25 protein-coding genes are annotated in these 26422 nt (G+C 71.2%); 10 read left to right on the top strand and 15 right to left on the bottom strand.

Annotation, left to right across the window (positions count from 1 at the left end; all coding sequences use genetic code 11):
- Positions 1 to 278: 278 nt before the first annotated feature.
- From ccrA to pssA, 7 genes are all read left to right on the top strand, one after another.
- The gene (gene ccrA / locus ACIPWY_RS01850; RefSeq protein ID WP_393699895.1) at positions 279 to 1616 is read left to right on the top strand and encodes a crotonyl-CoA carboxylase/reductase; all 1338 of its coding nucleotides are present in this window, start codon (positions 279 to 281) and stop codon (positions 1614 to 1616) included.
- A gap of 21 nt (positions 1617 to 1637) precedes the next feature.
- Positions 1638 to 3716 carry a protein meaA gene (locus tag ACIPWY_RS01845; RefSeq protein ID WP_362901560.1) on the top strand — a complete coding sequence of 693 codons (2079 nt, stop codon included), beginning with the start codon at positions 1638 to 1640 and terminating at the stop codon, positions 3714 to 3716.
- The gene (locus ACIPWY_RS01840) at positions 3713 to 4678 is read left to right on the top strand and encodes a CoA ester lyase (protein WP_362901558.1); all 966 of its coding nucleotides are present in this window, start codon (positions 3713 to 3715) and stop codon (positions 4676 to 4678) included. The genes ACIPWY_RS01845 and ACIPWY_RS01840 overlap by 4 nt, the downstream gene beginning before the upstream one ends.
- Before the next feature lie 5 nt (positions 4679 to 4683).
- On the top strand, positions 4684 to 5253 hold the full coding sequence (locus ACIPWY_RS01835; RefSeq protein ID WP_362901556.1) for a MaoC family dehydratase: 570 nt from the start codon (positions 4684 to 4686) through the stop codon (positions 5251 to 5253).
- A 2-nt stretch (positions 5254 to 5255) separates the two neighbouring features.
- Positions 5256 to 6461 carry an acyl-CoA dehydrogenase family protein gene (locus tag ACIPWY_RS01830; RefSeq protein ID WP_362901554.1) on the top strand — a complete coding sequence of 402 codons (1206 nt, stop codon included), beginning with the start codon at positions 5256 to 5258 and terminating at the stop codon, positions 6459 to 6461.
- 171 nt (positions 6462 to 6632) lie between these two features.
- Complete coding sequence (locus ACIPWY_RS01825) at positions 6633 to 7289, top strand: phosphatidylserine decarboxylase (RefSeq protein WP_362901552.1); 657 nt, start codon at positions 6633 to 6635, stop codon at positions 7287 to 7289.
- A complete protein-coding gene (gene pssA / locus ACIPWY_RS01820) occupies positions 7276 to 8130 on the top strand; it encodes a CDP-diacylglycerol--serine O-phosphatidyltransferase (protein ID WP_100591520.1) in 855 nt (284 codons plus the stop codon). Before ACIPWY_RS01825 ends, pssA begins: the two co-directional genes overlap by 14 nt.
- Positions 8131 to 8190: 60 nt before the next feature.
- Here the strand turns inward: pssA and ACIPWY_RS01815 are convergent, their stop codons facing one another.
- Entirely contained in the window at positions 8191 to 8391 is a 201-nt protein-coding gene (locus ACIPWY_RS01815) for a hypothetical protein (RefSeq protein WP_401532036.1), read from the bottom strand.
- Positions 8392 to 8640: 249 nt separating this feature from the next.
- Complete coding sequence (locus ACIPWY_RS01810) at positions 8641 to 9792, bottom strand: glycerate kinase (protein WP_401532035.1); 1152 nt, start codon at positions 9790 to 9792, stop codon at positions 8641 to 8643.
- A 254-nt stretch (positions 9793 to 10046) separates the two neighbouring features.
- Between ACIPWY_RS01810 and ACIPWY_RS01805 the strand changes: the two genes are divergently transcribed.
- From ACIPWY_RS01805 to ACIPWY_RS01795, 3 genes are all read left to right on the top strand, one after another.
- Positions 10047 to 11108: an ADP-ribosylglycohydrolase family protein gene (locus tag ACIPWY_RS01805; RefSeq protein ID WP_362901546.1), complete on the top strand. Its 1062-nt coding sequence runs from the start codon at positions 10047 to 10049 to the stop codon at positions 11106 to 11108.
- Positions 11109 to 11153: 45 nt separating this feature from the next.
- The gene (locus ACIPWY_RS01800; protein ID WP_362901544.1) at positions 11154 to 11651 is read left to right on the top strand and encodes an NUDIX hydrolase; all 498 of its coding nucleotides are present in this window, start codon (positions 11154 to 11156) and stop codon (positions 11649 to 11651) included.
- Positions 11652 to 11720: 69 nt separating this feature from the next.
- Positions 11721 to 12458, top strand: coding sequence for a Sir2 family NAD-dependent protein deacetylase (locus ACIPWY_RS01795; RefSeq protein WP_362901543.1), 738 nt, complete (start codon positions 11721 to 11723; stop codon positions 12456 to 12458).
- Between the two features lie 35 nt (positions 12459 to 12493).
- Here ACIPWY_RS01795 and ACIPWY_RS01790 read toward each other — a convergent pair whose 3' ends face one another.
- The 13 genes from ACIPWY_RS01790 to ACIPWY_RS01730 form a co-directional block, all read right to left on the bottom strand.
- Positions 12494 to 13732, bottom strand: a complete 1239-nt coding sequence (locus ACIPWY_RS01790; RefSeq protein WP_401532034.1) for a cytochrome P450 — start codon at positions 13730 to 13732, stop codon at positions 12494 to 12496.
- Positions 13733 to 13756: 24 nt separating this feature from the next.
- Positions 13757 to 15181 carry an FAD-dependent oxidoreductase gene (locus ACIPWY_RS01785; RefSeq protein WP_362901540.1) on the bottom strand — a complete coding sequence of 475 codons (1425 nt, stop codon included), beginning with the start codon at positions 15179 to 15181 and terminating at the stop codon, positions 13757 to 13759.
- On the bottom strand, positions 15138 to 15362 hold the full coding sequence (locus tag ACIPWY_RS01780) for a ferredoxin (RefSeq protein WP_362901538.1): 225 nt from the start codon (positions 15360 to 15362) through the stop codon (positions 15138 to 15140). Before ACIPWY_RS01780 ends, ACIPWY_RS01785 begins: the two co-directional genes overlap by 44 nt.
- A gap of 112 nt (positions 15363 to 15474) precedes the next feature.
- A complete protein-coding gene (locus ACIPWY_RS01775) occupies positions 15475 to 16113 on the bottom strand; it encodes a hypothetical protein (RefSeq protein WP_362901536.1) in 639 nt (212 codons plus the stop codon).
- A 152-nt stretch (positions 16114 to 16265) separates the two neighbouring features.
- Positions 16266 to 16754 (bottom strand): methylated-DNA--[protein]-cysteine S-methyltransferase, encoded by a 489-nt coding sequence (locus tag ACIPWY_RS01770; protein WP_401532033.1) that lies wholly within the window; start codon positions 16752 to 16754, stop codon positions 16266 to 16268.
- A 13-nt stretch (positions 16755 to 16767) separates the two neighbouring features.
- Positions 16768 to 18234: an AlkA N-terminal domain-containing protein gene (locus tag ACIPWY_RS01765; protein ID WP_401532032.1), complete on the bottom strand. Its 1467-nt coding sequence runs from the start codon at positions 18232 to 18234 to the stop codon at positions 16768 to 16770.
- Positions 18235 to 18322: 88 nt separating this feature from the next.
- Positions 18323 to 18838, bottom strand: coding sequence for an O-acetyl-ADP-ribose deacetylase (locus tag ACIPWY_RS01760; protein WP_362901530.1), 516 nt, complete (start codon positions 18836 to 18838; stop codon positions 18323 to 18325).
- Positions 18835 to 20244, bottom strand: a complete 1410-nt coding sequence (locus ACIPWY_RS01755; protein ID WP_362902052.1) for an NAD(P)/FAD-dependent oxidoreductase — start codon at positions 20242 to 20244, stop codon at positions 18835 to 18837. Before ACIPWY_RS01755 ends, ACIPWY_RS01760 begins: the two co-directional genes overlap by 4 nt.
- A gap of 271 nt (positions 20245 to 20515) precedes the next feature.
- On the bottom strand, positions 20516 to 21367 hold the full coding sequence (locus ACIPWY_RS01750) for an inositol monophosphatase family protein (protein WP_401532031.1): 852 nt from the start codon (positions 21365 to 21367) through the stop codon (positions 20516 to 20518).
- A gap of 262 nt (positions 21368 to 21629) precedes the next feature.
- Positions 21630 to 23465, bottom strand: a complete 1836-nt coding sequence (locus ACIPWY_RS01745) for a gamma-glutamyltransferase family protein (RefSeq protein ID WP_401532030.1) — start codon at positions 23463 to 23465, stop codon at positions 21630 to 21632.
- Positions 23466 to 23484: 19 nt separating this feature from the next.
- Complete coding sequence (locus ACIPWY_RS01740; protein ID WP_401532029.1) at positions 23485 to 24540, bottom strand: ABC transporter ATP-binding protein; 1056 nt, start codon at positions 24538 to 24540, stop codon at positions 23485 to 23487.
- Entirely contained in the window at positions 24537 to 25562 is a 1026-nt protein-coding gene (locus ACIPWY_RS01735; RefSeq protein ID WP_362901525.1) for an ABC transporter ATP-binding protein, read from the bottom strand. The genes ACIPWY_RS01740 and ACIPWY_RS01735 overlap by 4 nt, the downstream gene beginning before the upstream one ends.
- A complete protein-coding gene (locus ACIPWY_RS01730; RefSeq protein WP_390014857.1) occupies positions 25559 to 26419 on the bottom strand; it encodes an ABC transporter permease in 861 nt (286 codons plus the stop codon). Before ACIPWY_RS01730 ends, ACIPWY_RS01735 begins: the two co-directional genes overlap by 4 nt.
- Positions 26420 to 26422: the final 3 nt, after the last annotated feature.

The raw sequence follows: 26422 nt of genomic DNA, 5'->3' as shown, positions 1-26422 counted from the left end.
ACCCAGTGTCTTGCCGACTGGCACGCGGTGCCATACGTTGAATGTGTCCGGGCGGCCGGCGTGCAGAGAACTTCCGTACGCCGGCTGTCCCCGCAAGCCACCACACGCCGTGGCGAGCGCGCCCGGGCGCCTGCGTCACAGGCAAACCTCTCGCGCCGACCAAGCGCTGCCGTAGCAAGCCCCCGCCGAACCGACGGCACTTCTTCACCCACACAGCAGCTCTCCAACCGACGTAACCCTCAACGTCCCCTCAGGGACGGATCGCCGGAGGCAACACCGTGAAGGAAATCCTGGACGCGATTCAGTCGTCGGAGTCGACCTCCGCCGACTTCGCCGCTCTGCCGCTCCCCGAGTCGTACCGCGCCATCACCGTGCACAAGGAAGACACGGAGATGTTCGCCGGCCTCGAAACCCGGGACAAGGACCCCCGCAAGTCCATCCACCTGGACGACGTGCCGGTCCCCGAACTCGGCCCGGGCGAGGCGCTCGTGGCCGTCATGGCCAGCTCCGTGAACTACAACTCAGTCTGGACCTCGATCTTCGAGCCGGTGTCCACCTTCAGCTTCCTGGAGCGCTACGGACGCCTGTCGGAGCTCAGCAAGCGCCACGACCTGCCGTACCACATCATCGGTTCCGACCTCGCGGGCGTCGTGCTGCGCACCGGCCCCGGCGTCAACGCCTGGAACCCCGGCGACGAGGTCGTCGCGCACTGCCTCTCCGTCGAGCTGGAGTCCTCGGACGGCCACAACGACACCATGCTCGACCCCGAGCAGCGCATCTGGGGCTTCGAGACGAACTTCGGCGGTCTCGCCGAGATCGCGCTCGTCAAGTCCAACCAGCTGATGCCGAAGCCGGACCACCTGAGCTGGGAGGAGGCGGCCGCCCCCGGGCTCGTCAACTCCACGGCGTACCGCCAGCTCGTCTCGCGCAACGGCGCCGGCATGAAGCAGGGCGACAACGTCCTGATCTGGGGCGCCAGCGGCGGACTCGGCTCGTACGCCACGCAGTTCGCGCTAGCCGGCGGCGCCAACCCGATCTGTGTCGTCTCCAGCCCGGAGAAGGCCGCCATCTGCGCGGCCATGGGCGCCGAGGCGGTCATCGACCGCAACGCCGAGGGCTACAAGTTCTGGAAGGACGAGCACACCCAGGACCCGAAGGAGTGGAAGCGCTTCGGCAAGCGCATCCGCGAGCTCACCGGCGGCGAGGACGTCGACATCGTCTTCGAGCACCCGGGCCGCGAGACCTTCGGCGCCTCCGTGTACGTCACCCGCAAGGGCGGCACGATCGTCACCTGCGCCTCGACCTCCGGGTACAACCACGAGTACGACAACCGCTACCTGTGGATGTCCCTCAAGAAGATCGTGGGCTCGCACTTCGCCAACTACCGCGAGGCGTGGGAGGCGAACCGCCTGGTCGCCAAGGGCAAGATCCACCCCACGCTCTCGAAGGTGTACTCCCTCGAGGACACCGGCCAGGCCGCCTACGACGTGCACCGCAACCTCCACCAGGGCAAGGTCGGCGTCCTCGCGCTGGCCCCGAAGGAGGGCCTGGGCGTCCGCGACCAGGAACTGCGCGCCAAGCACCTCGACGCCATCAACCGCTTCCGCAACATCTGAACCCCTGAGGAGCAGCGGGATATGACTGAGCGTCAGACAGCCCCTCCGGCACAGGGGCAAAGGGTCAAGGACCGGCCGTGGCTCATGCGTACCTACGCCGGTCACTCCACGGCCGAGGCGTCCAACGAGTTGTACCGGCGCAATCTCGCCAAGGGCCAGACGGGTCTGTCGGTCGCGTTCGACCTGCCGACGCAGACCGGCTACGACCCGGACCACATCCTCGCCCGCGGTGAGGTCGGCCGGGTCGGGGTGCCGGTCTCGCACCTCGGTGACATGCGCCGGCTGTTCCAGGACATCCCCCTGGAGCAGATGAACACCTCGATGACCATCAACGCCACCGCCATGTGGCTCCTGGCGCTCTACCAGGTCGTCGCCGAGGAGCAGGGCGCGGACATCACCCAGCTCCAGGGCACGACGCAGAACGACATCGTCAAGGAGTACCTGTCGCGGGGCACCCATGTGTTCCCGCCGGGTCCCTCCCTGCGGCTGACGACCGACATGATCGCGTACACGGTCCGGCACATGCCGAAGTGGAATCCGATCAACATCTGCAGCTACCACCTCCAGGAGGCCGGGGCCACCCCGGTCCAGGAGATCGCGTACGCGATGTCGACCGCGATCGCCGTCCTGGACGCCGTGCGCGACTCGGGACAGGTGCCGCCGGAGAAGTTCGGCGACGTGGTCGCGCGCATCTCCTTCTTCGTGAACGCGGGCGTCCGCTTCGTCGAGGAGATGTGCAAGATGCGGGCGTTCGGCCGCATCTGGGACCAGGTGACGCGCGAGCGGTACGGCATCGAGAACGACAAGCAGCGCCGCTTCCGCTACGGCGTCCAGGTCAACTCCCTGGGCCTGACCGAGGCGCAGCCGGAGAACAACGTCCAGCGCATCGTCCTGGAGATGCTGGCCGTGACGCTGTCCAAGGACGCCCGCGCCCGCGCCGTCCAGCTCCCGGCCTGGAACGAGGCGTTGGGCCTGCCCCGCCCCTGGGACCAGCAGTGGTCGCTGCGCATCCAGCAGGTCCTCGCGCACGAGAGCGACCTGCTGGAGTACGAGGACATCTTCGCGGGCTCGCACGTCATCGAGAAGAAGGTCGACGAGCTCGTCGCCGAATCCGTCGCCGAGATCGAGCGGATCCAGGAGATGGGCGGCGCGATGGCCGCCGTCGAGTCCGGTTACCTCAAGTCGCAGCTCGTCTCCTCGCACGCCGAACGGCGCGCCCGGATCGAGGGCGGCGAGGAGAAGATCGTAGGCGTCAACATCTACGAGTCGACCGAACCGAACCCGCTCACCGCCGACCTGGACACCGCGATCATGACGGTGGACCACGCCGTCGAGGAGAACGTCGTCCGGGCCATCGGCGAGTGGCGCACGACGCGTCAGGAGTCCTCGGACCGGCAGGGCATGGGCGACCCGTTCCACTACCCGACCACCCAGCAGGCCCTGGAGCGCCTCAAGGAGGCCGCGGCCGGCACGGGCAACCTCATGGAGGCCACCCTGGAGTGCGCCCGAGCGGGTGTCACCACCGGCGAGTGGTCGGGGGCGCTGCGCGAGGTGTTCGGCGAGTTCCGCGCCCCCACGGGCGTCTCGTCGGCGCCCGTCGCCGTCACCGCCGAGGAGGGCACGCCGCTCGCCCTCGTCCGCGAGAAGGTCCGGCGCACCGGCGACGAGCTCGGCGGCAAGCTGCGCCTCCTGGTCGGCAAGCCGGGCCTCGACGGGCACTCCAACGGCGCCGAGCAGATCGCCGTACGCGCCCGTGACGCGGGCTTCGAGGTGGTCTACCAGGGCATCAGGCTCACGCCCGAACAGATCGTGTCCGCCGCGCTCGCCGAGGACGTGCACTGCGTCGGCCTGTCGATCCTCTCCGGGTCGCACGCCGCGCTGGTGCCGGATGTCCTCGACCGGCTGCGCGAGGCGGGCGCCGCCGAGATCCCGGTGATCGTCGGCGGCATCATTCCCAACGGCGATGCCGAGGACCTGAAGCGCGCGGGCGTGGCCGCCGTTTTCACCCCCAAGGACTTCGGCATCACGGAGATCATCGGACGTATCGTCGACGAGATCCGGCAAGCGAACCAGCTCGACCCTCTGGAGGTCCCCGCATGACCGCGCCCATCAACCGTCTCCGTCCCCGTCGCTCGTGTCTGGCGGTCCCGGGGTCGAACCCGCGCTTCCTGGAGAAGGCCCAGGGCCTGCCCGCCGACCAGGTGTTCCTGGACCTGGAGGACGCCTGCGCGCCGCTCGCCAAGCCGGAGGCGCGGCACACCATCGTCAAGTTCCTCAACGAGGGTGACTGGACGGGCAAGACGCGTGTGGTGCGCGTGAACGACTGGACGACCGAGTGGACGTACCGCGACGTCGTCACGGTCGTCGAGGGCGCGGGCCAGAACCTCGACTGCATCATGCTGCCGAAGGTGCAGACCGCCCAGCAGGTCGTGGCCCTGGACCTGCTGCTGACCCAGATCGAGAAGACGATGGGCTTCGAGGTCGGCAAGATCGGCATCGAGGCGCAGATCGAGAACGCCCAGGGACTCAACAACGTCAACGAGATCGCCACGGCGTCCCAGCGCGTCGAGACGATCATCTTCGGCCCGGCCGACTTCATGGCCTCCATCAACATGAAGTCCCTGGTCGTCGGCGAGCAGCCGCCCGGCTACGACGCCGACGCCTACCACTACATCCTGATGAAGATCCTGATGGCCGCCCGCGCCAACAACCTCCAGGCGATCGACGGCCCCTACCTCCAGATCCGCAACCAGGAGGGCTACCAGGCGGTCGCGAAGCGCGCCGCGGCCCTCGGATTCGACGGCAAGTGGGTGCTGCACCCGGACCAGGTCGCCGCGGCGAACGAGATCTTCTCGCCCTCGCAGGAGGACTACGACCACGCCGAGCTGATCCTGGACGCGTACGACTTCTACACGTCCGAGGCCGGCGGCAAGAAGGGCTCGGCGATGCTGGGCGACGAGATGATCGACGAGGCCAGCCGCAAGATGGCCCTGGTCATCTCCGGCAAGGGACGCGCCGCGGGCATGCAGCGCACCTCCAAGTTCGAAGCCCCGGAGGCCTGAGCACCATGCAGTTCGGACGCACCTACGAAGAGTTCGAGGTCGGCGCGGTCTACAAGCACTGGCCCGGAAAGACCGTCACGGAGTACGACGACCACCTCTTCTGTCTCCTGACGATGAACCACCACCCCCTCCACATGGACACGAACTATGCGGAGAACACGACGGACTTCGGCAAGAACGTCGTCGTCGGGAACTACATCTACTCGCTGCTGCTGGGCATGTCCGTCCCGGACGTGTCGGGCAAGGCGATCGCGAACCTCGAGATCGAGTCGCTGCGCCATGTCGCGCCGACCTTCCACGGCGACACGATCTACGGCGAGACGACGGTCCTCGACAAGACGCCCTCCAAGTCGAAGAACGACCGCGGGATCGTCTACGTGGAGACCAAGGGCTACAAGCAGGACGGCACGCTGGTCTGCGTCTTCCGCCGCAAGGTCATGGTCCCCACCGAGACGTACATCAAGGAGCGCGGCGGCGAACAGCCCGGCCGCCCGCCCGTCTCCCACCACCACCCTCAGACGACGCCCCCGCGGGGCGACACCCCTGGTTCACAGCTCAAGGAGCAGGAGAAGTAGCCATGGCGCGACTCGCCCAGACCGCCGGTCTCACCGACGTCCAGCAGGAGATCCTCTCCACCGTCCGCGACTTCGTGGACAAGGAGATCATCCCGGTCGCGACCGAGCTGGAGCACCGCGACGAGTACCCCCAGCAGATCGTCGACGGCCTCAAGGAGTTGGGCCTGTTCGGCCTGATGATCCCGGAGGAGTACGGGGGTCTGGGCGAGTCCCTCCTCACGTACGCCCTGTGTGTCGAGGAGATCGCCCGCGGCTGGATGTCGGTCTCCGGCATCATCAACACGCACTTCATCGTGGCGTACATGCTCAAGCAGCACGGCACGCAGGAGCAGAAGGACCACTTCCTGCCGCGCATGGCGCTGGGCGAGACGCGGGGCGCGTTCTCGATGTCGGAGCCGGCGCTCGGCTCGGACGTGTCGGCGATCTCGTCGAAGGCGGTGAAGGACGGCGAGGAGTACGTCCTGAACGGCCAGAAGATGTGGCTGACGAACGGCGGCTCGTCGAATCTGGTGGCTGTTCTCGTCAAGAGTGACGAAGGACACCCGGAGGGAACGGCTCCCCACAAGTCGATGACGACCTTCCTCGTCGAGAAGGAGCCCGGCTTCGGAGAGGTCCGTCCGGGCCTCACCATTCCGGGGAAGATCGACAAGATGGGTTACAAGGGCGTCGACACGACCGAACTCATCATGGACGGACTGCGCATTCCGGCCAATCGGGTACTCGGCGGCGAGACCGGCCGAGGGTTTTACCAAATGATGGACGGAGTGGAAGTCGGCCGCGTGAATGTCGCGGCACGTGGCTGCGGTGTCGCGCAGCGTGCGTTTGAACTGGGGGTTTCCTATGCCCAGCAGCGCCATACGTTCGGCAAGCCCATCGCCCAGCACCAGGCCATCCAGTTCAAGCTCGCGGAGATGGCTACCAAGGTCGAGGCCGCCCATGCGATGATGGTCAATGCAGCACGCAAAAAGGACTCTGGGGAACGAAACGACCTGGAAGCGGGAATGGCGAAGTACCTCGCCTCCGAATACTGCAAGGAAGTGGTCGAGGACGCCTTCCGGATCCACGGCGGCTACGGCTTCTCCAAGGAGTACGAGATCGAGCGCCTCTACCGCGAGGCACCGATGCTTCTGATCGGTGAAGGCACCGCCGAGATCCAGAAAATGATCATTGGCCGCCGCCTGCTCGAGGAGTATCGATTCCAGGGCTGAATGTCCGCTACAGGATGTTTTGTTCGAGAAGAAGATCACACCCTGTCAGCACTCTTCAGCCGCCGACTCAGCTTCCTGGCTTGCCCAGTTGTGGCCCGCAACCGATAGCATCCCGGAAAAGCCGCCGTCCCCCCGTACAAAGCGCGGCATCATCCGCTACGAAGGTCATCCATGCCCCACAGCCAAACCTCTGCACCACGCGACGGCGTCCTCGGCGGACGCATTGCGCGCGGAGCATCGCCGTGGCTCCTGCCGACCGTCGCCACAGCCGCCCTGAGCCTGGCCCGTTCACGCCGCTCCAAGAAGGCCGCCGCAGTAGCCGTACCCGCCACCGCTCTGGCGGCCGGCATGCTGTGGTTCTTCCGCGACCCCGAGCGTGAGATCGCCCGCGGCCGGGTCATCTCCCCGGCCGACGGCGTGGTGCAGAGCATCATGCCGTGGAAGGACGGGCGGACCCGGGTCGCGATCTTCATGAGCCCGCTGAACGTCCACGTCAACCGCGCGCCGCTGGCGGGCACGGTGACGTCCGTGGAGCACATCCCCGGCGGGTTCGTCCCGGCGTTCAACAAGGAGAGCGAGAACAACGAGCGCGTTGTCTGGCACTTCGACACCGAGCTCGGCGACATCGAGATGATCCAGATCGCCGGCGCCGTGGCCCGGCGCATCGTCCCCTACATCCCGCAGGGCACGAAGGTCGAGCAGGGCGAGCGCATCGGTCTGATCCGCTTCGGGTCGCGCGTCGACATCTACCTCCCCGAGGGTGTCGAGGTCGCGGTCGAGGTCGGTCAGAAGACCGTGGCTGGGGTGACTCGCATTGACCGTGACTGATCCAGAGACGCAGGCCGGGTGGGTGCCCGAGGCCGAGGAGGCGGACGAAGCGGAGGAAATGCCGCTTTCACTGCGCCTGTCGATAGCGGACACCCTCACGCTCGGTAACGCCACGTGCGGCTTCATGGCGGTGTACTTCACCACCACCGGCATCCTGATCCCGCACCTCCAGGGCAGCCAGGAGTCGGGCATGGCCCGGCACAGCGCGGCCACGGCCGTGATCCTGATGCTGGCCGCGGCGATCTTCGACCTGTTCGACGGTCTGGTGGCGCGCAAGCTCCGCTCGTCGCCGATGGGCGCCGAGCTGGACAACCTCTCGGACCTCATCAGCTTCGGCCTGGCACCCGCGTACTTCGTCCTCGTGTACGGCATGGTCGCGGACGACGCACATCAGCGGGTGGCGGCGGTGGGCGCCATCGTGGTGCTCCTGGCCGTCGTGCTCAGACTCGCGCGATTCTCGTGCGTGACCGTGAAGGACGGCACCTTCCAGGGCATGCCGAGCCCCTTCGGGGCGCTCACGGTCGTGTCGATCGTGCTCCTCGAGCTGCCGTTCGTGGCCACGGTCCTCGCGATCATCGGGACGGCCTGGCTGATGGTGAGCCGCGTCGAGTACCCGAAGCCGCGCGGTCCGCTCGCGGTCGCGATGCTGGGGTGGATCGTGGCGGCGATGGGGCTCCTGGCGGCCTGGGCGTTCGACGCCCCCGGCGGCCAGCTGCTGCTCCAGACCGGCTGTGCACTGCAGCTGGTTCTCGGCGCCGTGATCCCGCTGTTCGCGACGGCCCGGAGGGTGAACAACTTCCGGGACAACCGCCGCGAGGCACGCGCCGCACAGCTGCCGTAACCCAGTACGCGTACATCCGAAGGGCCCCGAACCGCTTGGTTCGGGGCCCTTCGGCTTGTCTCACGGAGCAGGGTGCAGGCCGGCGCCGGACAGGCCTGGGCATACCAGGACCTTCACGTGGTCGTCCGGCTGCCGCGGCGTGTCCAGGGCCGCGGACACCCCGCCGAGACCCACCTGGCCCGTCACGAGGGCCGCCGCGTCGATCGTGCCGTCCGCGATGCGCTCCAGGGTCCAGCCGAACTCCTCCGGCGGGTAAGCCATGCACATGTCACGGTGATGTCCTTTTAGAGGCCGCGACGGGCTTGAAGACGTCCTCCGTCATGCAGGCCCCGATCCTGGCGCGGCCTCACCGGGGATCAGGCCGCGGACGGCGGGTAGCCCTCGGCGACCTCCCGCGGCGCGGTCACCCGCGGGCGGCCCTCGCCGGGGTGAGGGCATCCCCTCCCCCGGCGCGCTCACACGTCACATGTCACGTCACAAGTGACTTCACATGTCACGCCACACGTCACGTCACACCAGGAAATCCCGGGCGATCCGCTCCGCGACCGTCTCCAGGATCGGGCCCGCCTCGGCGATGCAGCGGGCCACGTCCGGCTCCACGTCCGTGAGGGCGTAGGCGCGGCGGATGCCCGCGCGGCCCAGCGCCTCCGGGGGAAGAGTGAGCCGGCCGCAGACCGCCACGACCTCGACGCCCGCCGCACGGGCCGCCGCGGCGACGCCCGCAGGGGCCTTGCCGTGGAGCGTCTGCTCGTCGAGGGAGCCCTCGCCGGTGATGACGAGGGTGGCGCGGGCGAGCGCCGGCGCGAAGCCGAGGACGTCGAGCATGACCTCGATGCCGGCCCGGAAGCCCGCTCCGAGGCCCACGAGGGCGCCGTAGCCGATGCCGCCGGCCGCTCCGGCGCCGGGCGAGTCGGCGTATTCGAGTGCCTTCGGGCCGATCGACTTGGCGAGGACCCGCGCGAAGTGGGCCAGCGCCGCGTCCAGGGTGGCGACGTCGTCCGTCGTCGCGCCCTTCTGCGGGCCGTACACCGCGGGTGCGCCCTTCGGGCCGGTCAGCGGGTTGTCGACATCGCTGGCGAGGACGATCTCCACCTCGGCCAGGCGCGTGTCGAGCCCCGAGAGGTCGGCCGTGGCCAGGTCCGCGAGGGGCCCGCCGCCGGGGCCGACGGGCTTGCCGTCCGCGTCCAGGAAGCGCGCGCCGAGCGCGGCCAGCATCCCGGCGCCGCCGTCCGTCGTGGCGCTGCCGCCGACGCCGAAGACGATGGAACGGGCGCCCGCGTCGAGCGCCGCGGCGAGCAGTTCGCCGGACCCGTACGTGGTCGAGGTCAGCGGCGCGAAGACGCCCTCGGGCAGCAGCTGGAGCCCGGACGCCTCGGCCATCTCGACGACGGCCGTGCCGTCCCGCAGGGCGTACGCCGCCGTGACCTCGTCACCGAGCGGCCCCGTGACCCGTACCTCGCGGCGCTCGAAACCGGCCGCCACGGCGGCGGCCACCGTGCCGTCGCCGCCGTCCGCGACGGGCACGGACTCGACCGTCACCCCCGGCGCGATCCGCCGCAGACCGGCCGTGACCCGCTCCGCGACCTGCACGGCCGTGAGCGAGCCCTTGAACTTGTCCGCGGCGATGAGCACGTGCTCCGCCGTCACTCCAGCGTCCGCCACCTTGCATTCCCCTTGCTTTCGCGCCTTGCTCACACAAGGCAGTCGCGCCGCTGCGACCTTAACCGGAGGTGGGGGCCGCTGCCCATGGCCGTCCGGTCCGCGAAACGGCCCGCCTGGACGATAAGTCCTGCTATACCCGTTCAAACCCGGGCGTCACGAGCACGGAAATGATCGATCAGCCGGGCGCGGTGCGGACGGTCCGGCACGATCCGGCAGTGGGTACACCGCGGTGCGGCAGTGGGTACACCAAAGGCATGACTCCAGTGGGCGGCGACCTCCAGGACCGCGTGCTCGGCGGCTGGCTCGGCCGGATCGCGGGCAACATGCTCGGCAAGCCGGTCGAAGCGGGCGAGCTCTGGACCCGGGCGCGCATCGACGGCTATCTGCGGCGGGCCGCCGCCCTGCCGCTCACCGACTATCTGCCCGAGCCCGCCGACGAGTCCGACGGCCTCGCGCTGCGCCCCGAGTGGCGCCGGTGCGTGCGCGGGCGGATCCACGGCAGTTGCCGGGACGACGACGTGGACTACGCGATCCTCGGCCTGCACCTCCTGGAGACGCACGGCTTCACCTTCTCCACGGAGCAGGTGGGCGATCTGTGGCTCCTGAGGCTCCCGTATCTCCAGACGTTCACCGCCGAGCGGGCGGCGTACCGCAACCTCGCGAACGGGCTGAAGCCGCCGCTCACGGCGACGTACGACAACCCGTACCAGGAGTGGATCGGCGCGCTGATCCGTGCCGACATCTTCGGGTGGACGTGTCCGGGCGACCCCCGCCGCGCCGCCTCCCTGGCGCGCCGCGACGCGGTCCTGTCCCATACGGGCAACGGCGTGTACGGGGCGATGTGGGCGGCGGCGCTCGTCGCGGCGGCGTTCACGGCGCCCGGCCCGCGCGCCGCGCTCGACACGGCGCTCACCGTGATCCCGGCGAGCAGCCGCCTGGCCCGCACGGTGCGCCGCACGGCGTCCCTCCACGAGTCGCGGCTCAGCTGGGAGGAGACGCTGGCCGCGCTGGAGGAGGAGACGGCCGGGCTCGGCTGGATCCACACGGTCCCGAACGCGGCCGTCATCACGGCCGGGCTCCTGTACGGCGACGGGGACTTCACCCGCACCCTCGCCCTCACGGTGCGCGGCGGCCTGGACACGGACTCGAACGGCGCGACGGCGGGGTCCGTGGCCGGTGTGCTGTGCGGGGCGGCGGCCGTCCCTGCGCAGTGGAAGGAGCCGCTGGAGGACCGGGTGCGCAGCGCGGTGTTCGGGTTCGACGGCGCGCGGATCAGTGAACTCGCCGCGCGTACGGTCGAGTTGGCCGGAGGATAGTCCGGCGGACGCGGTCCCCGGCGCACCCTCGTTACGCTTCCCCCCATGACCACCACTCCCGAGTTCGCCGCGTACATCGCGGGTCTCCCCCGTGTCCTGTGCGGCGCCGCCGCGCTCTTCCGTGACGCCGAGGGGCGTGTGCTGCTCGTCGAGCCGAACTACCGCGACGGGTGGGCGCTGCCCGGCGGCACCGTCGAGTCCGACACCGGGGAGACTCCGCGTCAGGGCGCCCGGCGCGAGACCCTGGAGGAGATCGGCCTCGATGTGGAACCCGGCCGGCTGCTCGCGGTCGACTGGGTGCCGGGCACGGCCGCGCAGCCGCCGCTCGTGGCCTATCTGTACGACGGCGGGGTCCTGGACGAGGACCGCTTCAAGGCGATCAGGCTCCAGGAGGAGGAACTGCTCTCCTGGCGTCTGGTGGAGCCGGCGGACCTGCCGGAGCATCTGCCGGCCTCGCTCGGCCGGCGCGTCCTGACGGCGCTCGACGTGCTCACACAGGGCGAGGGAACGGCCGAACTGGAGGACGGCAACCGCGTGACCTGACCCGGCCGCGTACCGCGGGCGCCCATATCGCCTCGCGGTTCCCCCGGCCGGGCGCCTACCCTCGGCGGCATGAGCAGCCAGCCTCTCGTCGCGATTCTCAGTGGTGCAGGCATCTCCACGGACTCCGGGATCCCGGACTACCGCGGGCCCAACGGCCTGTGGCGGCGTGATCCGGAGGCGGAGAAGCTCGTCACGTACGAGCACTACATGGGTGATCCGGAGATCCGGCGCCGGTCGTGGCAGATGCGGCGGAAGAACCGGACCCTCGCCGCCGAGCCGAACGACGCGCACCGGGCCGTCGCCGATCTGGAGCAGGCCGGTGTCCCGGTGCGGGTGATCACGCAGAACGTGGACGGGCTGCACCAGCTCGCCGGGATGCCCGCCCGCAAGGTCCTCGAACTGCACGGATCCGCACGGAGTTTCGTGTGTACGGACTGTCAGGCGCGTGGGCCCATGGAGGACGCCCTCGCCCGGGTCGAGGCCGGGGAGGACGATCCGCCGTGCCTGGTGTGCGGGGGGATCCTCAAGTCGGCGACCGTGATGTTCGGGGAGCGGCTCGACCCGGTGGTGCTGGGTGAGGCCGTCGCGATCACCAAGGCGTGTCAGGTGTTCGTCGCCGTGGGGAGCAGCCTTCAGGTGCAGCCCGCCGCCGGGCTCGCCGGTGTTGCCGCGGAGCATGGGGCGCGGCTCGTCATCGTCAACGCCGAGGCGACGCCGTACGACGCATTGGCCGACGAACTCATCCGCGAACCCATCGGCACCGCGCTGCCGAAGCTACTGCGACAACTCGGCAGGGCGCACCCCTAGGGGCAGGTCCTGAGGCCAGGCCCCATGGGCAAGCCCTAAGGGCGGATCCCGTCGCAGGAGATGTTCAGATGCCGCGGCCCGCGCAGCACCGCGTTCTGCCGGTACGGCGGCGGGTCCTCCAGCAGCCGTGGGTTTTCCAGCCTCCGGGCCAGTTCCGACAGGGCGAACTGGGCCTCCAGCCGGGCGAGAGGCGCGCCGAAACAGCTGTGGATGCCGCTGCCCAGGCCGAGATGCTGGTTGTCCCTTCGGTCCGGGTCGAAGCGGTCCGGGTCCTCGAAGCGCTGAGGGTCGCGGTTGCCGGACGCCAGGACCAGCCAGAGGGAGGCGCCCTTGGGGATGGTGACGCCCCGGACCTCGACGTCGGCGAGGGTGGTGCGCTGCGGCACCAGTTGTACGGGCGGCTCGAAGCGCAACAGTTCCTCGACGATGGGCACGGCCAGCCCTGGATCCGTACGCAGCCGCTCGAGGACATCGGGGTTGCGCAGCAGGGTCAGCATTCCGTTGGTGACCAGGTTGACGGTCGTCTCGTGGCCCGCGATCAGCAACAGCGCCGCGGTGCTGAGGAGTTCCATCGTGGTCATCGAGCCGTCTTCGCCCTTGGCCGTCGCCAGCTCGGAGAGCAAGTCGTTCCCGGGCTTCTTGCGGCGCTCCTCGATCAGGCCGGCCAAGTACATGCCCAGTTGCGTCCGGGCGTCGTTCGACTTCTTGCCCCGCTCGGTGGCATCCGCGTCCGGGTCGGGATCCAGGCTCGCGGCGATCGCGTCCGCCCAGACGTGGAAGCGCGCCTCGTCCTCGCGCGGGATCCCGAGCAGCCGGCAGATCACTGTCACGGGGAACGGGTAGGAGACCTGGTCCACCAGGTCGATCCGGCTCGGATCGCCGATGTTGTCGATGAGGCCGGAGACGATGCCGTGGAGTTCTCCGCGCATCCCGTCGATCATGAGGGGGGAGTGCGGCGGGCCGAAGGGCCGGTTCGTCATGCGACGCAGCCGGTCGTGTTCCGGAGGGTCGAGCCGCAGGAAGCTGGGCGGCAGGGCGCTGCCCTCCTCCTGGGCCGACTCGCTCAGCGGGTCGAGGGCGGTCGAGGCCAGATTGCGGGCGTCGGAACTGATCCGAGGATCGTGCAGGAGGCTGCGGATCTCGTAGTAGGTGCTGACGACGTACGGCCCGTCCTCTTCGTGGTGGACCGGCGTCTTGCGCAGCTCTTCGTAGATCGGGTACGGATTGGCGCGGTTGGCGTAGTCCAGGATCTGGTGCAGGGGGGATTGCGTCATGGCGAGTCCTCGTGGCCGTTCGGGTCAGTGCGCAGGGATGAACGTGATCCGGCGGTCGGCCGGGGAGTATCCGCTGAGGGTCACGGTGGGCCCGTGCGTGGGAACCGAGGGGTCGGGGTAGTCCGCGTCCATCGGCTGCTGCCCCTCCGAGCGCCGGTCGACCGTGGGGAACGGCGGCGGGAACGGTGCGGTGGTCTCGATCAACTGCTGGTAGAACGGCATCCACTTGGCCTGGTCGAAGCCGACCGCGCCGATGACGCGCCCCTGGTACCCGTAGACGCCGACGAACCGGCGCTCCTCGAGCGAACCCTGCGCGATGAGGATCTCCGTCCCCAGTGACGGCACCCCGACCGACTTGATGTTGACTCCGAACTGCGAGGACCAGAAGGCCGGCATCCACATGTGAGGGACACGGTCGGTGCTTTTGCTCAGCATGTTGTGCGCCGCGATCTCGGCCTGGGCGACGGCATTGCCCCAGTGCTCCAGGGACAGGAACTGGTAGCCGAACAAGGCGTGCGGGGAGCGGGCGACGTCGCCCGCCACATAGATGTCGTCGGTCACGATTCCCCGGATGTCGAACGCGCGGCAGCCGGCATCGCACGCGATCCCGCGTGGGCCCGCCCCGAGTCCGGATCCGGCGAGCCAATCGGTGTTGCGGGTGGCGCCGAGCGAAACAACCACCACGTCGGTCTCCACGGTGGAGCCGTCGGACAGATGCGCGGCGCGCACACGTCCCGTGGCGTCGCCCTCCAGAGCGGTCACCATGACTCCGCACCGCAGGTCCACGCCGTGCCGGTGTTGGAGTTCGGCGGCGACCGCGCCGACCACCCCGCCTAGTGCGCCGACCAGGGGCGCCGCGCCGCGCTCGGCGACGGTGACCGGCAGGCCGCGTTCGCGGCAGGCGGAGGCGATCTCCGAGCCGGTGAACCCGGCGCCGATGACGAAGACCCGCTTGGGTCCCTCGTCGAGCCGCCGTGCGAGCGCGGCCGCGTCGTCGCGGGTCCGCAGTACGAAGACGCCGTCGAGTTCCGCCTCGGCCTCGCGAGGCCACGGTCGCGCCCGCACCCCGGTGGCGATCAGCAGCCGGTCGTACGGCACTTCGTCGCCGTCGGCCAGCCGCACCCGCTTGGCGGCCATGTCCAGGCCGGTGGCCGGGACCCCCAGCCGCCAGGTCGCGTCGACGGACCGGCGCCTGGGCAGCGAGGTGCCGTCGGCGGTCGCCCTGCCCAGCAGCACCTGCTTGGACAGCGGGGGGCGGTCGTACGGCGCGTGGGGCTCGTCACCGATGATGGTCAGGGAGCCCTCGAAGCCCTCGTCACGCAGGGTTTCCGCGGCCCGCAGGCCCGCCAGCGAGGCGCCGACGACGACGATGCGGCCTTCGTGCTTGAGCTGTTCCAGGCATCCGTCACCGTTCACCGGACACCGCCTCGGCCGGGACGTCCACCGCATCGACCAGGATGGCCTGAACGGGGCATGCGGCGGCGGCCTGAGCCAGCTTCTCGCGCAGTGCCTCGTCGGCCTCCGGGGTGTACAGCAGGGCCTCCTCGCCGTGCATGGCGAAGATCTCGGGCGCGAGGAACGCGCACTGCGCATACCCCTGACAGCGGTTCAGGTCGACGACAACGCTCACCACGGGATCGGTCCTCTCCAACGGCCCGCTCAGCCCCCTGCGACCACCCTCGGTGTCCGGACGTGGTGCGGCGACGGGAAGGCAGCCGTTCGAGTGAGCGGTGTGGTCGGGCTCAGGCCGGTGTGACCGGCTGTGACCGGGCGGAACGGCGGCCCCGCAGGATGTTCAGGCTGAGGATCAACGCCCAGGCGGGGAAGACCAGTTCGGACCAGGGCACGTTGGCTCCCGCCGCGAGCAGCACGAGGCCCGCCAGGTAGCCGAGGACGATGAGCGGGCGCGGGAGGGCGCCTGCTCGGCGGCCGATGGTCGAGGTCGTGATGATGAACACGGCCGCCATCCGCATGGCGTACGTGGTCAGCAGCGCGTAGGCGAACTGCCGGCCGAAAGGAGGGTGCTGCTGACTCTCGGCGAGCACGGTTCCGGCCGCCGCGGCGGCGCCGAACAGGGTGGCGACGAAGATCAGGCCGCTGCCCAGGAACACGGTGGAGAAGAACTGGTCCTCGCCCTCTCCTGCCTGCTCGCGCAAGGCGCCCATGAACCACAGGAAGGCGATCCCGGCGAACGGGATCAGAGCCAGTGCCGTCCGCACGGCGCTGCGCTGCGCGGCATCGGCGGTGACGTCGTCCCCGCCGTTGCCGCCGGGCAGAGCGATGCGCATCAGGACGATCGCCGCGGCCATCAGGATCGCGAACACCACCCCGGCCACCCCGGCGGCCCAGGGTGTCGCGAGGCGCTCGTGCTGTCGCTCCATGGTCTCCCGCTTTCTGCCTGGTCCTCCTTCGTACAGACACCAGCGATCCAGCCGCTCGCGCCACCGGAGTCACTCGGGAGAAAGACCGCGGTGCGCCATACGGGCTATGGGTGCTGGTCGGATTCGCCCCGTAAGGACCGCGCGGGCATGACCTAGAACAGCGCCGCGCCCTGTTCGAAGTCGAGGAGGCGCTGCTTGCGTTCCAGGCCGCCGCCGTAGCCGGTCAGGCTGCCGCTCGCGCCGATGACGCGGTGGCAGGGGACGATGACACCGACGGGGTTCTTGCCGTTGGCGAGGCCCACGGCACGGGACGCGTTCGCGTTGCCGAGGGCCTCGGCTAGCTCCCCGTAAGTGCGGGTCTCCCCGTACGGGATGCGCCGGAGCTGCTCCCAGACGCTGCGCTGGAACGGGGTGCCTTCGAGGCGCAGCGGCAGGTCGAACTCTTTCAACTCGCCCTGGAAGTAAGCCTCCAGTTGGTCGATGACGACCCCGAAGGGCCGGCCGTCGCGCTCCCCGAAGGTCTCCTCGGCGGGGCGGTGGCGCTGGTCGGTCATGTAGAGGCCGCTGAGTGTGCCGTCGGTGGCGACGAGCGTGAGCGGCCCGTAGGGGCTGTCGATGACATGGTGCTGCTTGCCGGTCATGGTGGTACGTCCCTTACGCGGGAAGGAAGTTGATCGGGTGGTCGTCCGTGGCCCACAGGTACTGGACGGCGTACGCGCGCCAGGGGCGCCAGGACGCGGCGCGCGCGGTGAGCGCGGCCGGGGTGTGGGGCAGCCCCAACTCCTGTGCGGCGCGCCGCATTCCGAGGTCGGAGGGCAGGAAGGCGTCCGGGTCGCCGAGGGCGCGCATCGCGATGACCTCGACCGTCCAGGGCCCGAACCCGGGCAGCGCCATGAGCCGGGCGCGGGCCTCGTCCCAGTCGCTCTCGGGGCCGAGGACGAGGGTGCCCTCCGCGAGCTCGCGCACCAGCGTGGTCAGGGTGGTGCGGCGGCTGCGCGGCAGGGCGAGCGCCTCGGGGTCGAGGGCCGCCAGGGACGCCGGTGACGGGAAGAGATGGGTGAGGCCGCCCTCAGGGTCGTCCACGGGCTCGCCGTGCGCGGTGACGAGCCGCGCCGCGTGGGTGCGGGCTGCGGCCGTGGACACCTGCTGGCCGAGCACGGCGCGTACCGCGAACTCGGACTCGTCGACGGTGCGCGGCACCCGGCGGCCGGGCGCCTTGTCGACGAGCGGCGCCAGCAGCGGGTCCGCGCGCAGCTGCTCGTCGACGGCGACGGGGTCGGCGTCCAGGTCGAGCATGCGGCGGCAGCGGCTGATCGCGACGGTCAGATCGCGCTGGTCGGTGAGGAGGAGGCGGCAGCCGATGTGGTCGGGGGCGGGGGTGAGGGTGACCATGCCGTGCCCGTAGGGGAGGCGCAGCGTGCGCCGGTACGCGCCGTCGCGCCACTCCTCGACGCCCGGTACGGCGGTCGCGGCGAGGTGGCCGAAGAGGTTGTCGGGGTTGAGCGGGGCGCGGAACGGGAGGCGCAGAGTGATCGCGCCGGGCGCCGTCGCGCCGTTCCTGGGCGCGCGGGTGCGCAGCTCGCTCGGGGAGAGCGCGAAGACCTCGCGGACCGTGTCGTTGAAGGTGCGGATCGACGAGAAGCCCGCGGCGAACGCGATGTCGGCCATCGGCAGCCCGGTCGTCTCGACGAGGATCCGCGCGGTCTGGGCGCGCTGGGCGCGGGCCAGGGCGAGGGGGCCCGCGCCCAGCTCGGCGAGGAGCTGGCGCTCGACCTGGCGGGCGCTGTAGCCGAGGCGTCCGGCGAGGCCGGGGACGCCCTCGCGGTCGACGACGCCGTCGCCGATGAGGCGCATGGCGCGGGCGACCAGGTCGGTTCGCTGGTTCCACTGCGGGGAACCGGGGCTCGTGTCGGGGCGGCAGCGCTTACAGGCCCGGAATCCGGCCTGCTGGCAGGCGGCGGCGCTGGGCAGGAAGGTCATGTTCTCGGGCTTCGGAGGCACGACCGGGCAGCTGGGCCTGCAGTAGATCCGGGTCGTCAGGACGGCGGTGAAGAACCAGCCGTCGAAGCGGGCGTCCTTGGACTGGACGGCCCTGACGCATCGGTCGGTGTCGGTGTGCATGCAGCAAGCATGGCCGATGGCCGCCTTGCTCGGCTGGCGAGAATCCGACATCAAGGTGCGGGGTGCGCGGCCTCTCGGCGGAGAGCCGTCAGTCGGCGAGGGCGTCGGCGAAGGCCGCGTACGCCCGGTCGTCGAAGAGGACGAACCGCACCTCTTCGACCGGCGGCCCGGCGGTCTCCCGCACCGTGCGGACCGCGATGCGCGCCCCGTCGTCCAGCGGCCAGCCGTAGATCCCGGTCGAGATCGCGGGGAAGGCCACGGTCCGCGCGCCGAGGCCGGCCGCCACGCGCAGCGACTCGCGGTAGCAGGAGGCGAGCTGCTCGGACCGGTCGAGGGACGCGGACCAGACGGGGCCGACGGTGTGGATCACATGGCCGGCGTCCAGGTTCCCGGCCGTCGTGGCGACCGCCTGTCCCGTGGCCAGACCTTTGCCGTAGTGCGAGGCGCGGAGTCTGCGGCACTCGGCGAGGATCTCGGGGCCGCCGCGCCGGTGGATCGCGCCGTCGACCCCGCCGCCGCCGAGCAGCGAGGAGTTCGCCGCGTTCACGATCGCGTCGGCGGTCTCGGCGGTGATGTCGCCCTTGACCAGCGTGATTCGGGTCATGTGGCGCGGATCCTCCTCCACACGGCCTTGGCCGCGTTGTGCCCGGACATGCCGTGGACGCCCGGCCCCGGCGGGCTCGCGGACGAGCAGATGAAGACGGCGGGGTGCGGGGTCGTGTACGGCGACAGGGACAGCTTCGGCCTCAGCAGCAGCTGGAGCCCGCTCACCGCGCCGCAGGCGATGTCACCGCCCACATAGTTCGCGTTGCGCGCGGCCAGCTCGGGCGGTCCCGCCGTGGCCCGGGCCAGGATCCGGTCGCGGAACCCGGGCGCGAAGCGCTCCAGCTGCCGCTCGACGGCGTCGGTGAGGTCGCCGTCCCAGCCGCTCGGGACGTGTCCGTACGCCCAGAAGACGTGCCGGCCCGCGGGGGCCCTGGTGGGGTCCACGACGCTGGGCTGGACGGTGATGAGGAAGGGCTTGTCCGGGGCGCGGCCCTCGCGGGACGCGGCGTGCAGGGCCGCCGCGATGTCGCGGCTGCCGGGCCCGACCTGGACCGTGCCCGCGCTTCTGGCCTCCTCGGCGGTCCACGGCACGGGCCCGTCGAGGGCGTAGTCGAGCTTGAAGACGCTCGGGCCGTACCGGAAGCGCTCGTAGTAGCTGCCGAGCCCGGCGATGCGGGCGAGGGCCGTGGGCGAGGTGTCGAAGATGTAGGCGCGGGCGGGCGGCAGGTCGTCGAGGCGCTTGACCTCGTAGCTGGTGTGGACGGCTCCGCCGAGGTCCTTCAGGTACGCGGTCAGCGCGTCGGAGATCGACTGCGAGCCGCCACGCGCGACGGGCCAGCCGCGCGCGTGGCCGGCGAGTGCGAAGACGAGGCCGACGGCTGTGGTGGCGAGGCCGCCGAGCGGCGCGATGGCGTGGGCGACGAGCCCGGAGAACAGGGCGCGCGCCCGGTCGTCGCGGAAGCGGCGCATCAGCCACGTCGACGGCGGGAGGCCCACGAGCCCGAAGCGGGCCAGGGTGACCGGGTCGCGTGGCAGGGCCGTCAGCGGCAGCGCCATGAAGTCCCGTACGAGCGCGTCCCACTTGGGCAGGAGGGGCTCGACGAGCCGGCGGTACGTACCCGCGTCGTGCGGCCCGAACGAGGCGGCCGTCTCGGCGACGGAGCGTGACAGGACGGCCGCGCTGCCGTCCGGGAAGGGATGGGCCATGGGGAGGTCGGCGTGCAGCCACTCCAGGCCGTACCGGTCGAGCGGCATGTCCCTGAACGCGGGCGAGTTGATCCCCAGGGGGTGGGCGGCCGAGCAGGGGTCGTGACGGAATCCGGGGAGGGTGAGCTCCTCGGTGCGCGCGCCGCCGCCGACGGTGTCCTTGGCCTCGAAGACGGCCACGGAGAGCCCTCGGCGGGCCAGCTCCACGGCAGCGGTCAGGCCGTTCGGTCCCGCACCCACGACGACGGCATCGAGCATCGACGGCACCTTCGGACTCCTTTGTCAGCCGAGGCCTCTGGCGGACAGGATATGCCGCAGGACTGACAGACCCGGGGCGCGGGGCGGACCGGGACGGAGGGGCACGCAGGGGTACGGGCGTGCGCCGGCGGTCGTCGCTGGTCAGCCCTGGTGGGCGCGGGCGGGAGGGCTCGACGGACCGTGGCCCGCACCGGCGGGAACGCCGGCCGGACCGTGGCCGGCGCCGGTCATGCGCGCCGGCACCGGCGCGGGGTGCCCGGTCGTCGTCGCCCTACTCGCCGCCGACCAGGTCCATCACGCGCCGGGCCGTGGCCGCGTCCCTGGCCGCCGTGAACGGCAGTGCGTTCCCCCCGGTGATCCGGAAGGGCTCGCCCGCCTTCGTCAGGTGCGTGCCGCCCGCCTCCTCGACGAGCAGCAGGCCCGCGGCGTGGTCCCAGGCCGCCTCCCAGGAGAAGGCCGTGGCGTCCAACTCGCCGCGTGCGACGGCCAGATACTCCAGACCGGCCGACCCGCACGGGCGCGGGCGCACCCCGTCGGTCCACAGGCCAAGGAGGGCGCGCTTCTGCGCGTCCGTCGTGTAGTCGGGGTGCGAGGTCGCCACGTCGATGACCTCGTCCTGACCGGGTGAACCGGCGTGCAGCGCCTCGCCGTCGAGCCAGGCGCCCTTGCCGCGGACCGCGACGGCGAACTCGCCGAGCGCGGGTGCGAACGTCCAGGAGGCGAAGACCGTGCCGTGCTGGGCGAGCGCCACGAGCATGCAGAACCCGGGGTCCCCGTGGACGAACTGGCGGGTGCCGTCGACCGGGTCGACGATCCACACCGGGGCGTCCTCGCCTATCGCGTCGTAGACCGCGTAGTCGGCGTGCACCGCCTCCTCGCCGACCACGACGGAGCCGGGCAGCAGGGCGCCCAGCTCACGGGTCAGATACTCCTCGGCCAGCCGGTCGGCGGTGGTCACGAGGTCGTGCGGGCCGCTCTTCTGGGCGACGTCACCCTCGGCGAGCTGCCGGAAGCGGGGCATCACCTCTGCGGCGGCAGCGGCGCGCACGGCGCGCTCCACCTCGGTGACCCCGTGTACGAGAAAGTCGTCGATGCTTTCCGTCGTTTCCTGTGCTTCGATCATGCGTCCATCAGAGCACGCTCCACTGACAATCCGTACCCGCCCGGTGTACGAGGGGTGGAATCGCCATGAATTCGGCCCTCCGCCCGGTCCGGGTGATCACTTCGGCCCGACGGCTCCCGAGGCGCCGACGTGGACGCCGAGGAGCCGGACGCCCCGGGCGACGCCGCATACGAATTCCGCTGCGCACACGGCGAGCCCATGGCCGGCCCGGCCCCCGACGACGACCGGTGGTTCCGGAAATAGCTCCGGTGGTAGTGCCGGCTCAGCGGCCGACGGCGTACCCCTGCATTCCGCGCGGGTTCGCCGCGGCCGACAGGACGCCGCTCTCCGGGTCGCGGGCCACTGCGCACAGGCGGCCCTCCGACCAGGGCTCGCCGACCGTCACGTCGTGGCCGCGGCGGCGCAGCTCCTCGATGACGTCCTCGCCGATGCGGGACTCGACGGTGACGCTGCCGGGCCGCATGCCGCGCGGGAAGAAGGAGCCGGGGAAGGAGTCGTTGTGCCAGTTCGGGGCGTCGACGGCGCCCTGGAGGTCGAGCCCGCCGCGCACGGCCGCGCGCAGGGCGACGGCGAGGAAGAAGTGGACCTGCCACTGGTCCTGCTGGTCGCCTCCGGGCGTGCCGAACGCGAGGACCGGCACACCGTCCTTCAGGGCGAGCGACGGCGTCAGCGTCGTACGGGGACGGCGTCCCGGCGCGAGTGAGTTCGCCAGGCCCTCGTCCAGCCAGGCCATCTGGAGGCGGGTGCCGAGCGGGAAGCCGAGCTCGGGCACGACGGGGTTCGACTGGAGCCAGCCGCCGGAGGGCGTCGCGGCGACCATGTTGCCCCAGCGGTCGACGATGTCGAGGTGGCAGGTGTCGCCGCGGGTCGCGCCGTCCGCCGCGACCTCCTGATCACCGCTCTTGGCGACGGTGGGCTCACCGGCTCCGGCGCCCGCGATCCCCATGGCGTCGAACCCGTCCTCCCCGGCCGCCACGGCGTGCGCGTGCGCGGAGATGCGGGGCTCGGTGCCGAGGGGCCTGCCCGGCCGCAGCTCGTGCGACGCCTTGTCACCGATGAGGGCGCGGCGCGCGGCGTTGTACTCGTCGGACAGGAGCGCGGCGACGGGCACGTCCTCGGGACCGGCGTCCCCGTACCAGGCCTCGCGGTCGGCCATGGCGAGCTTGCAGCCCTCGATGAGCAGGTGGACGTACTCGGCGGAGCCGTAGGCGGGCAGCTCGTCGGGGAGCAGGGCGAGCTGCTGGAGGAAGACGGGGCCCTGGCTCCAGCCGCCGGCCTTGCACAGGGTCCAGCCGTTCCAGTCGTACGTGGCGGGCGCCTCGTAGGTCGCGGACCAGCCGGCCAGGTCGGCGGCCGTGAGCGTGCCGGTGTGGCGGGTGCCGCTGGTGTCCATGGTGGGCCGGTTGGCCTGCCGGACGAGGGCCTCGGCGATGAAGCCCTCGCGCCAGATCGCGCGGGCGGCCTCGATCTGCGCGACGCGATCGTCGCCCGCGCTCTCCTCGGCCTCCTCGATGACGCGCCGCCACGTGGCGGCGAGCTGCGGGTTGCGGAAGAGCTCGCCGGGCTTCGGGGACGCGCCGTCCTTGAGGTAGACCTCGGCCGAGGAGGGCCACTCGGTCTCGAAGAGGGCGCGCACGGTCTCGACGGTCTCGCCGACGCGCTCCACCGGCGCGTGCCCGTCCTCGGCGTATCCGATCGCGTAACTCAGCACCTCCGCGAGGGACTTGGTGCCGCGGTCCTTCAGGAGGAGCATCCAGGCGTCGAAGGCGCCGGGCACGGCGGCGGCCAGGGGGCCGGTGCCGGGGACGAGGTCCAGGCCGAGGGAGCGGTAGTGGGCGACGGTGGCCCCGGCGGGCGCGACGCCCTGCCCGCACAGGACGCTGACGTCCCCGCCGGCGGGCGCGAGGATGATCGGGACCTCGCCGGCGGGGCCGTTCAGGTGCGGTTCGACGACGTGCAGGACGAAGCCCGCGGCGACGGCGGCGTCATAGGCGTTGCCGCCGCTCTCCAGGACGGCCATGGCCGACTGGGAGGCGAGCCAGTGGGTGGACGAGACCATGCCGAAGGTGCCTTGCAAGGTCGGCCGGGTGGTGAACAAGGGTGGTGCTCCTCGGGCGTCAGGCGGATGCGGGGCGGCTGTGAGGGATCGTACGAAGTGACTCGTCGGCGTCCGCGGTTCGGGGTGCCGCGGCGTCGGGGGCGGTGCCGTCGTCGGCCACGAGGTGGCAGGACACCTCGCGGGCGCCGGCCGTGCCTTCGAGGGCGCGCAGGGCCGGGATCTCGGTGCGGCAGCGGTCGACGGCGAGCGGGCAGCGCGTGTGGAAGCGGCAGCCGGACGGTGGCGCCAGCGGGCTCGGCAGTTCGCCGCTGAGGACGATGCGTTCGCGGGTGCGCTGGGTGACCGGGTCGGGGACGGGCGCCGCGGACAGGAGGGCTTGGGTGTAAGGGTGCTTGGGGTCGGCGAACAGCTCGGCGGTGGGGGCCTGTTCGACGATCTGGCCGAGGTACATGACCGCGATCCGGTCGGCGAGGTACTCGACGGCGGCGAGGTCGTGGGTGATGAACAGACAGCCGAAACCGCGGTCGCGCTGGAGGTCGGCGAGCAGGTTGAGGACGGAGGCCTGGACGGACACGTCGAGGGCGGAGGTCGGCTCGTCGGCGACGAGGAGCGCGGGGTCGACGGAGAGGGCGCGGGCGATGGAGATGCGCTGGCGCTGGCCGCCGGACAGCTCGTGCGGGTGCCGGTCGGCGTGCTCGGGGCGCAAGCCCACCTGGGCGAGGAGTTCCGCCACGCGCGCGCGTGCCGCCTCGCCCTTCGCGATGCCGTGCAGCCGCAGCGGCTCGCCGACGATCTGCCCGACGGTCATGCGCGGGTCGAGGGACGAGGAAGGGTCCTGGAAGACGAGGTGGAAGTCCTTGCGCAGGGGGCGCAGGGCGCGCCGGGACATGGTCGTCACGTCGGTGCCGTTGATGCGTACGGTGCCGCCGGTGGGGTCGTCGAGGCGTACGGCGCAGCGGCCGACGGTGGACTTGCCGCTGCCCGACTCGCCTACGAGGCCGACGACTTCGCCGCGGCCGACGGTGAGGGTGACGCCGTCGGCGGCGCGTACGGTGCCGCCGGAGGCGGTGAAGTGCCGTTCCAGGGCGTCGAGTTGCAGGACCGGGGTGCTCACTGTGCGGCCTCCTGGAGGGTGTGCGGGTGCCAGCAGGCGGTCAGGTGGGGGGCGTCGGTTCCGGCGTCGGCGGTGACGGATTCGAGGCCGGGCCTCGCGGTGCTGCACCGCTCGTCGGCGCGGGCGCAGCGCGGGGCGAAGGTGCAGGCGTCGGGCTGGGAGTCGAGGCTCGGCACGAGGCCGGGGATCTCGGGCAGGCGCCGCTTGCCGCCACCGTCCGCGGCGGCCGAGGCGCCGGGCCGCAGGACCGCCGAGAGGAGCCCGCGGGTGTACGGGTGGCTGGGCGCCGCGAACAGCTCGTCCACCGGGGCCTGTTCGACGGGCCGGCCCGCGTACATGACGAGGACGCGGTCGGCGATGTCGGCGACGACGCCGAGGTCGTGCGTGATGAGCACGATGGCCGTGCCGAGGCGCTCGCGCAGCGACTGGAGGACCTCAAGGATGCCCGCCTGCACGGTGACGTCGAGGGCGGTGGTCGGTTCGTCGGCGATGAGGACGGCCGGGTCGCAGGCGACCGCGATGGCGATCATCACGCGCTGGCGCATACCGCCGGAGAGCTGGTGCGGGTACTCGTCGACGCGCTGGGCCGGGGCGGGGATGCCGACCAGGTCGAGGAGTTCGACGGCACGCGCGCGTGCCTCCTTCTTGTTCAGCCCCTGGTGGCGGCGGAGCACTTCACCGATCTGCCGGCCGATGGTGAGGACCGGGTTCAGGGAGGTCATCGGCTCCTGGAAGATCATCGCGATGTCCTTGCCGCGGATCTTCCCGTACGTCTTGTCGTCGCCGCCCGCGAGTTCGCGTGTCCCGAGCCTGATCGACCCGGTGATGTGCGCGGTCGGCGGGAGCAGGCCCATGACGGCCATCGAGGTGACGGACTTGCCACAGCCCGACTCGCCCACGACGGCGAGGACTTCACCCGCCGCCAGGTCGTACGAGACGTGGTCGACGGCGTGGACGGTGCGGGTGTCCGAGCGGAAGGACACCGAGAGGTCGCGGACGCTCAGCACGGGGTCGGGGCTCATCGGGTCGCTCCACGGGGGTCGAGTACGTCGCGCAGGCCGTCGCCGAGCAGGTTGAACGCCAGGGTCGCGGCGACGACGGCGAGGCCGGGGAAGACCGCCATCCAGGGCGCGGGGGCGAGGAAGGACTGGGCGGAGGACAGCATCACGCCGAGGGACGGCTCGGGCGGCTGGACGCCGAGGCCGAGGAAGCTGAGCAGAGCCTCGCCGATGATGGCGGCGGGGATGCCGACGGTGGCCTGGACGACGAGCGCCGAGCTCGCGTTGGGGAGGATGTGGCGGAACAGGACGGTGGCGTCCCCTCCCCCGTTGGCGACGGCGGCGACGACGTAGTCGACGTGCTTGAGCCGCAGGGTCTCGGCGCGGGTGATGCGGATGACGGCCGGGATCTGCGAGATGCCGATCGCGATGGTCGCGTTGGTGAGGGACGGGCCGAGCACCGCGGCGAGCCCGACGGCGAGGACCAGGAACGGGAACGCCAGCATGGTGTCGGTCACGCGGGACACGACGCTGTCGGCGACCTTGCCGAAGTATCCGGCGAGCAGTCCGAGGGGGACGCCGACGACGAACGCGAGGATCACGGCGAGGACGCCGACCTGCATGGACGCGCGGGCGCCGAAGACGACGCGGGACAGCTGGTCGCGTCCGAGGTCGTCGGTGCCGAGCCAGTGCGACCAGTCGGGCGCGGCCAGCACGTTGCCGAAGTCGGGCTGCGCGGGGTCGTACGGGGCGACCAGCGGCGCGAAGAGCGCGGCCAGGACGAAGACTCCGGCGATGACACCGCCGGTCATCGCGAGCCGGTTCCTGCGCAGGGCGCGCAGCTTGGCGCTGCCCGCGGCGCGCGAACGTACAGCTGTCAGGGA

Source organism: Streptomyces sp. NPDC090032 (genome assembly GCF_044748025.1).
GTDB lineage: Bacteria > Actinomycetota > Actinomycetes > Streptomycetales > Streptomycetaceae > Streptomyces.
The sequence above is the reverse complement of the archived record's forward strand: the minus strand, read 5'-3'. Positions and strand labels throughout refer to the sequence as shown.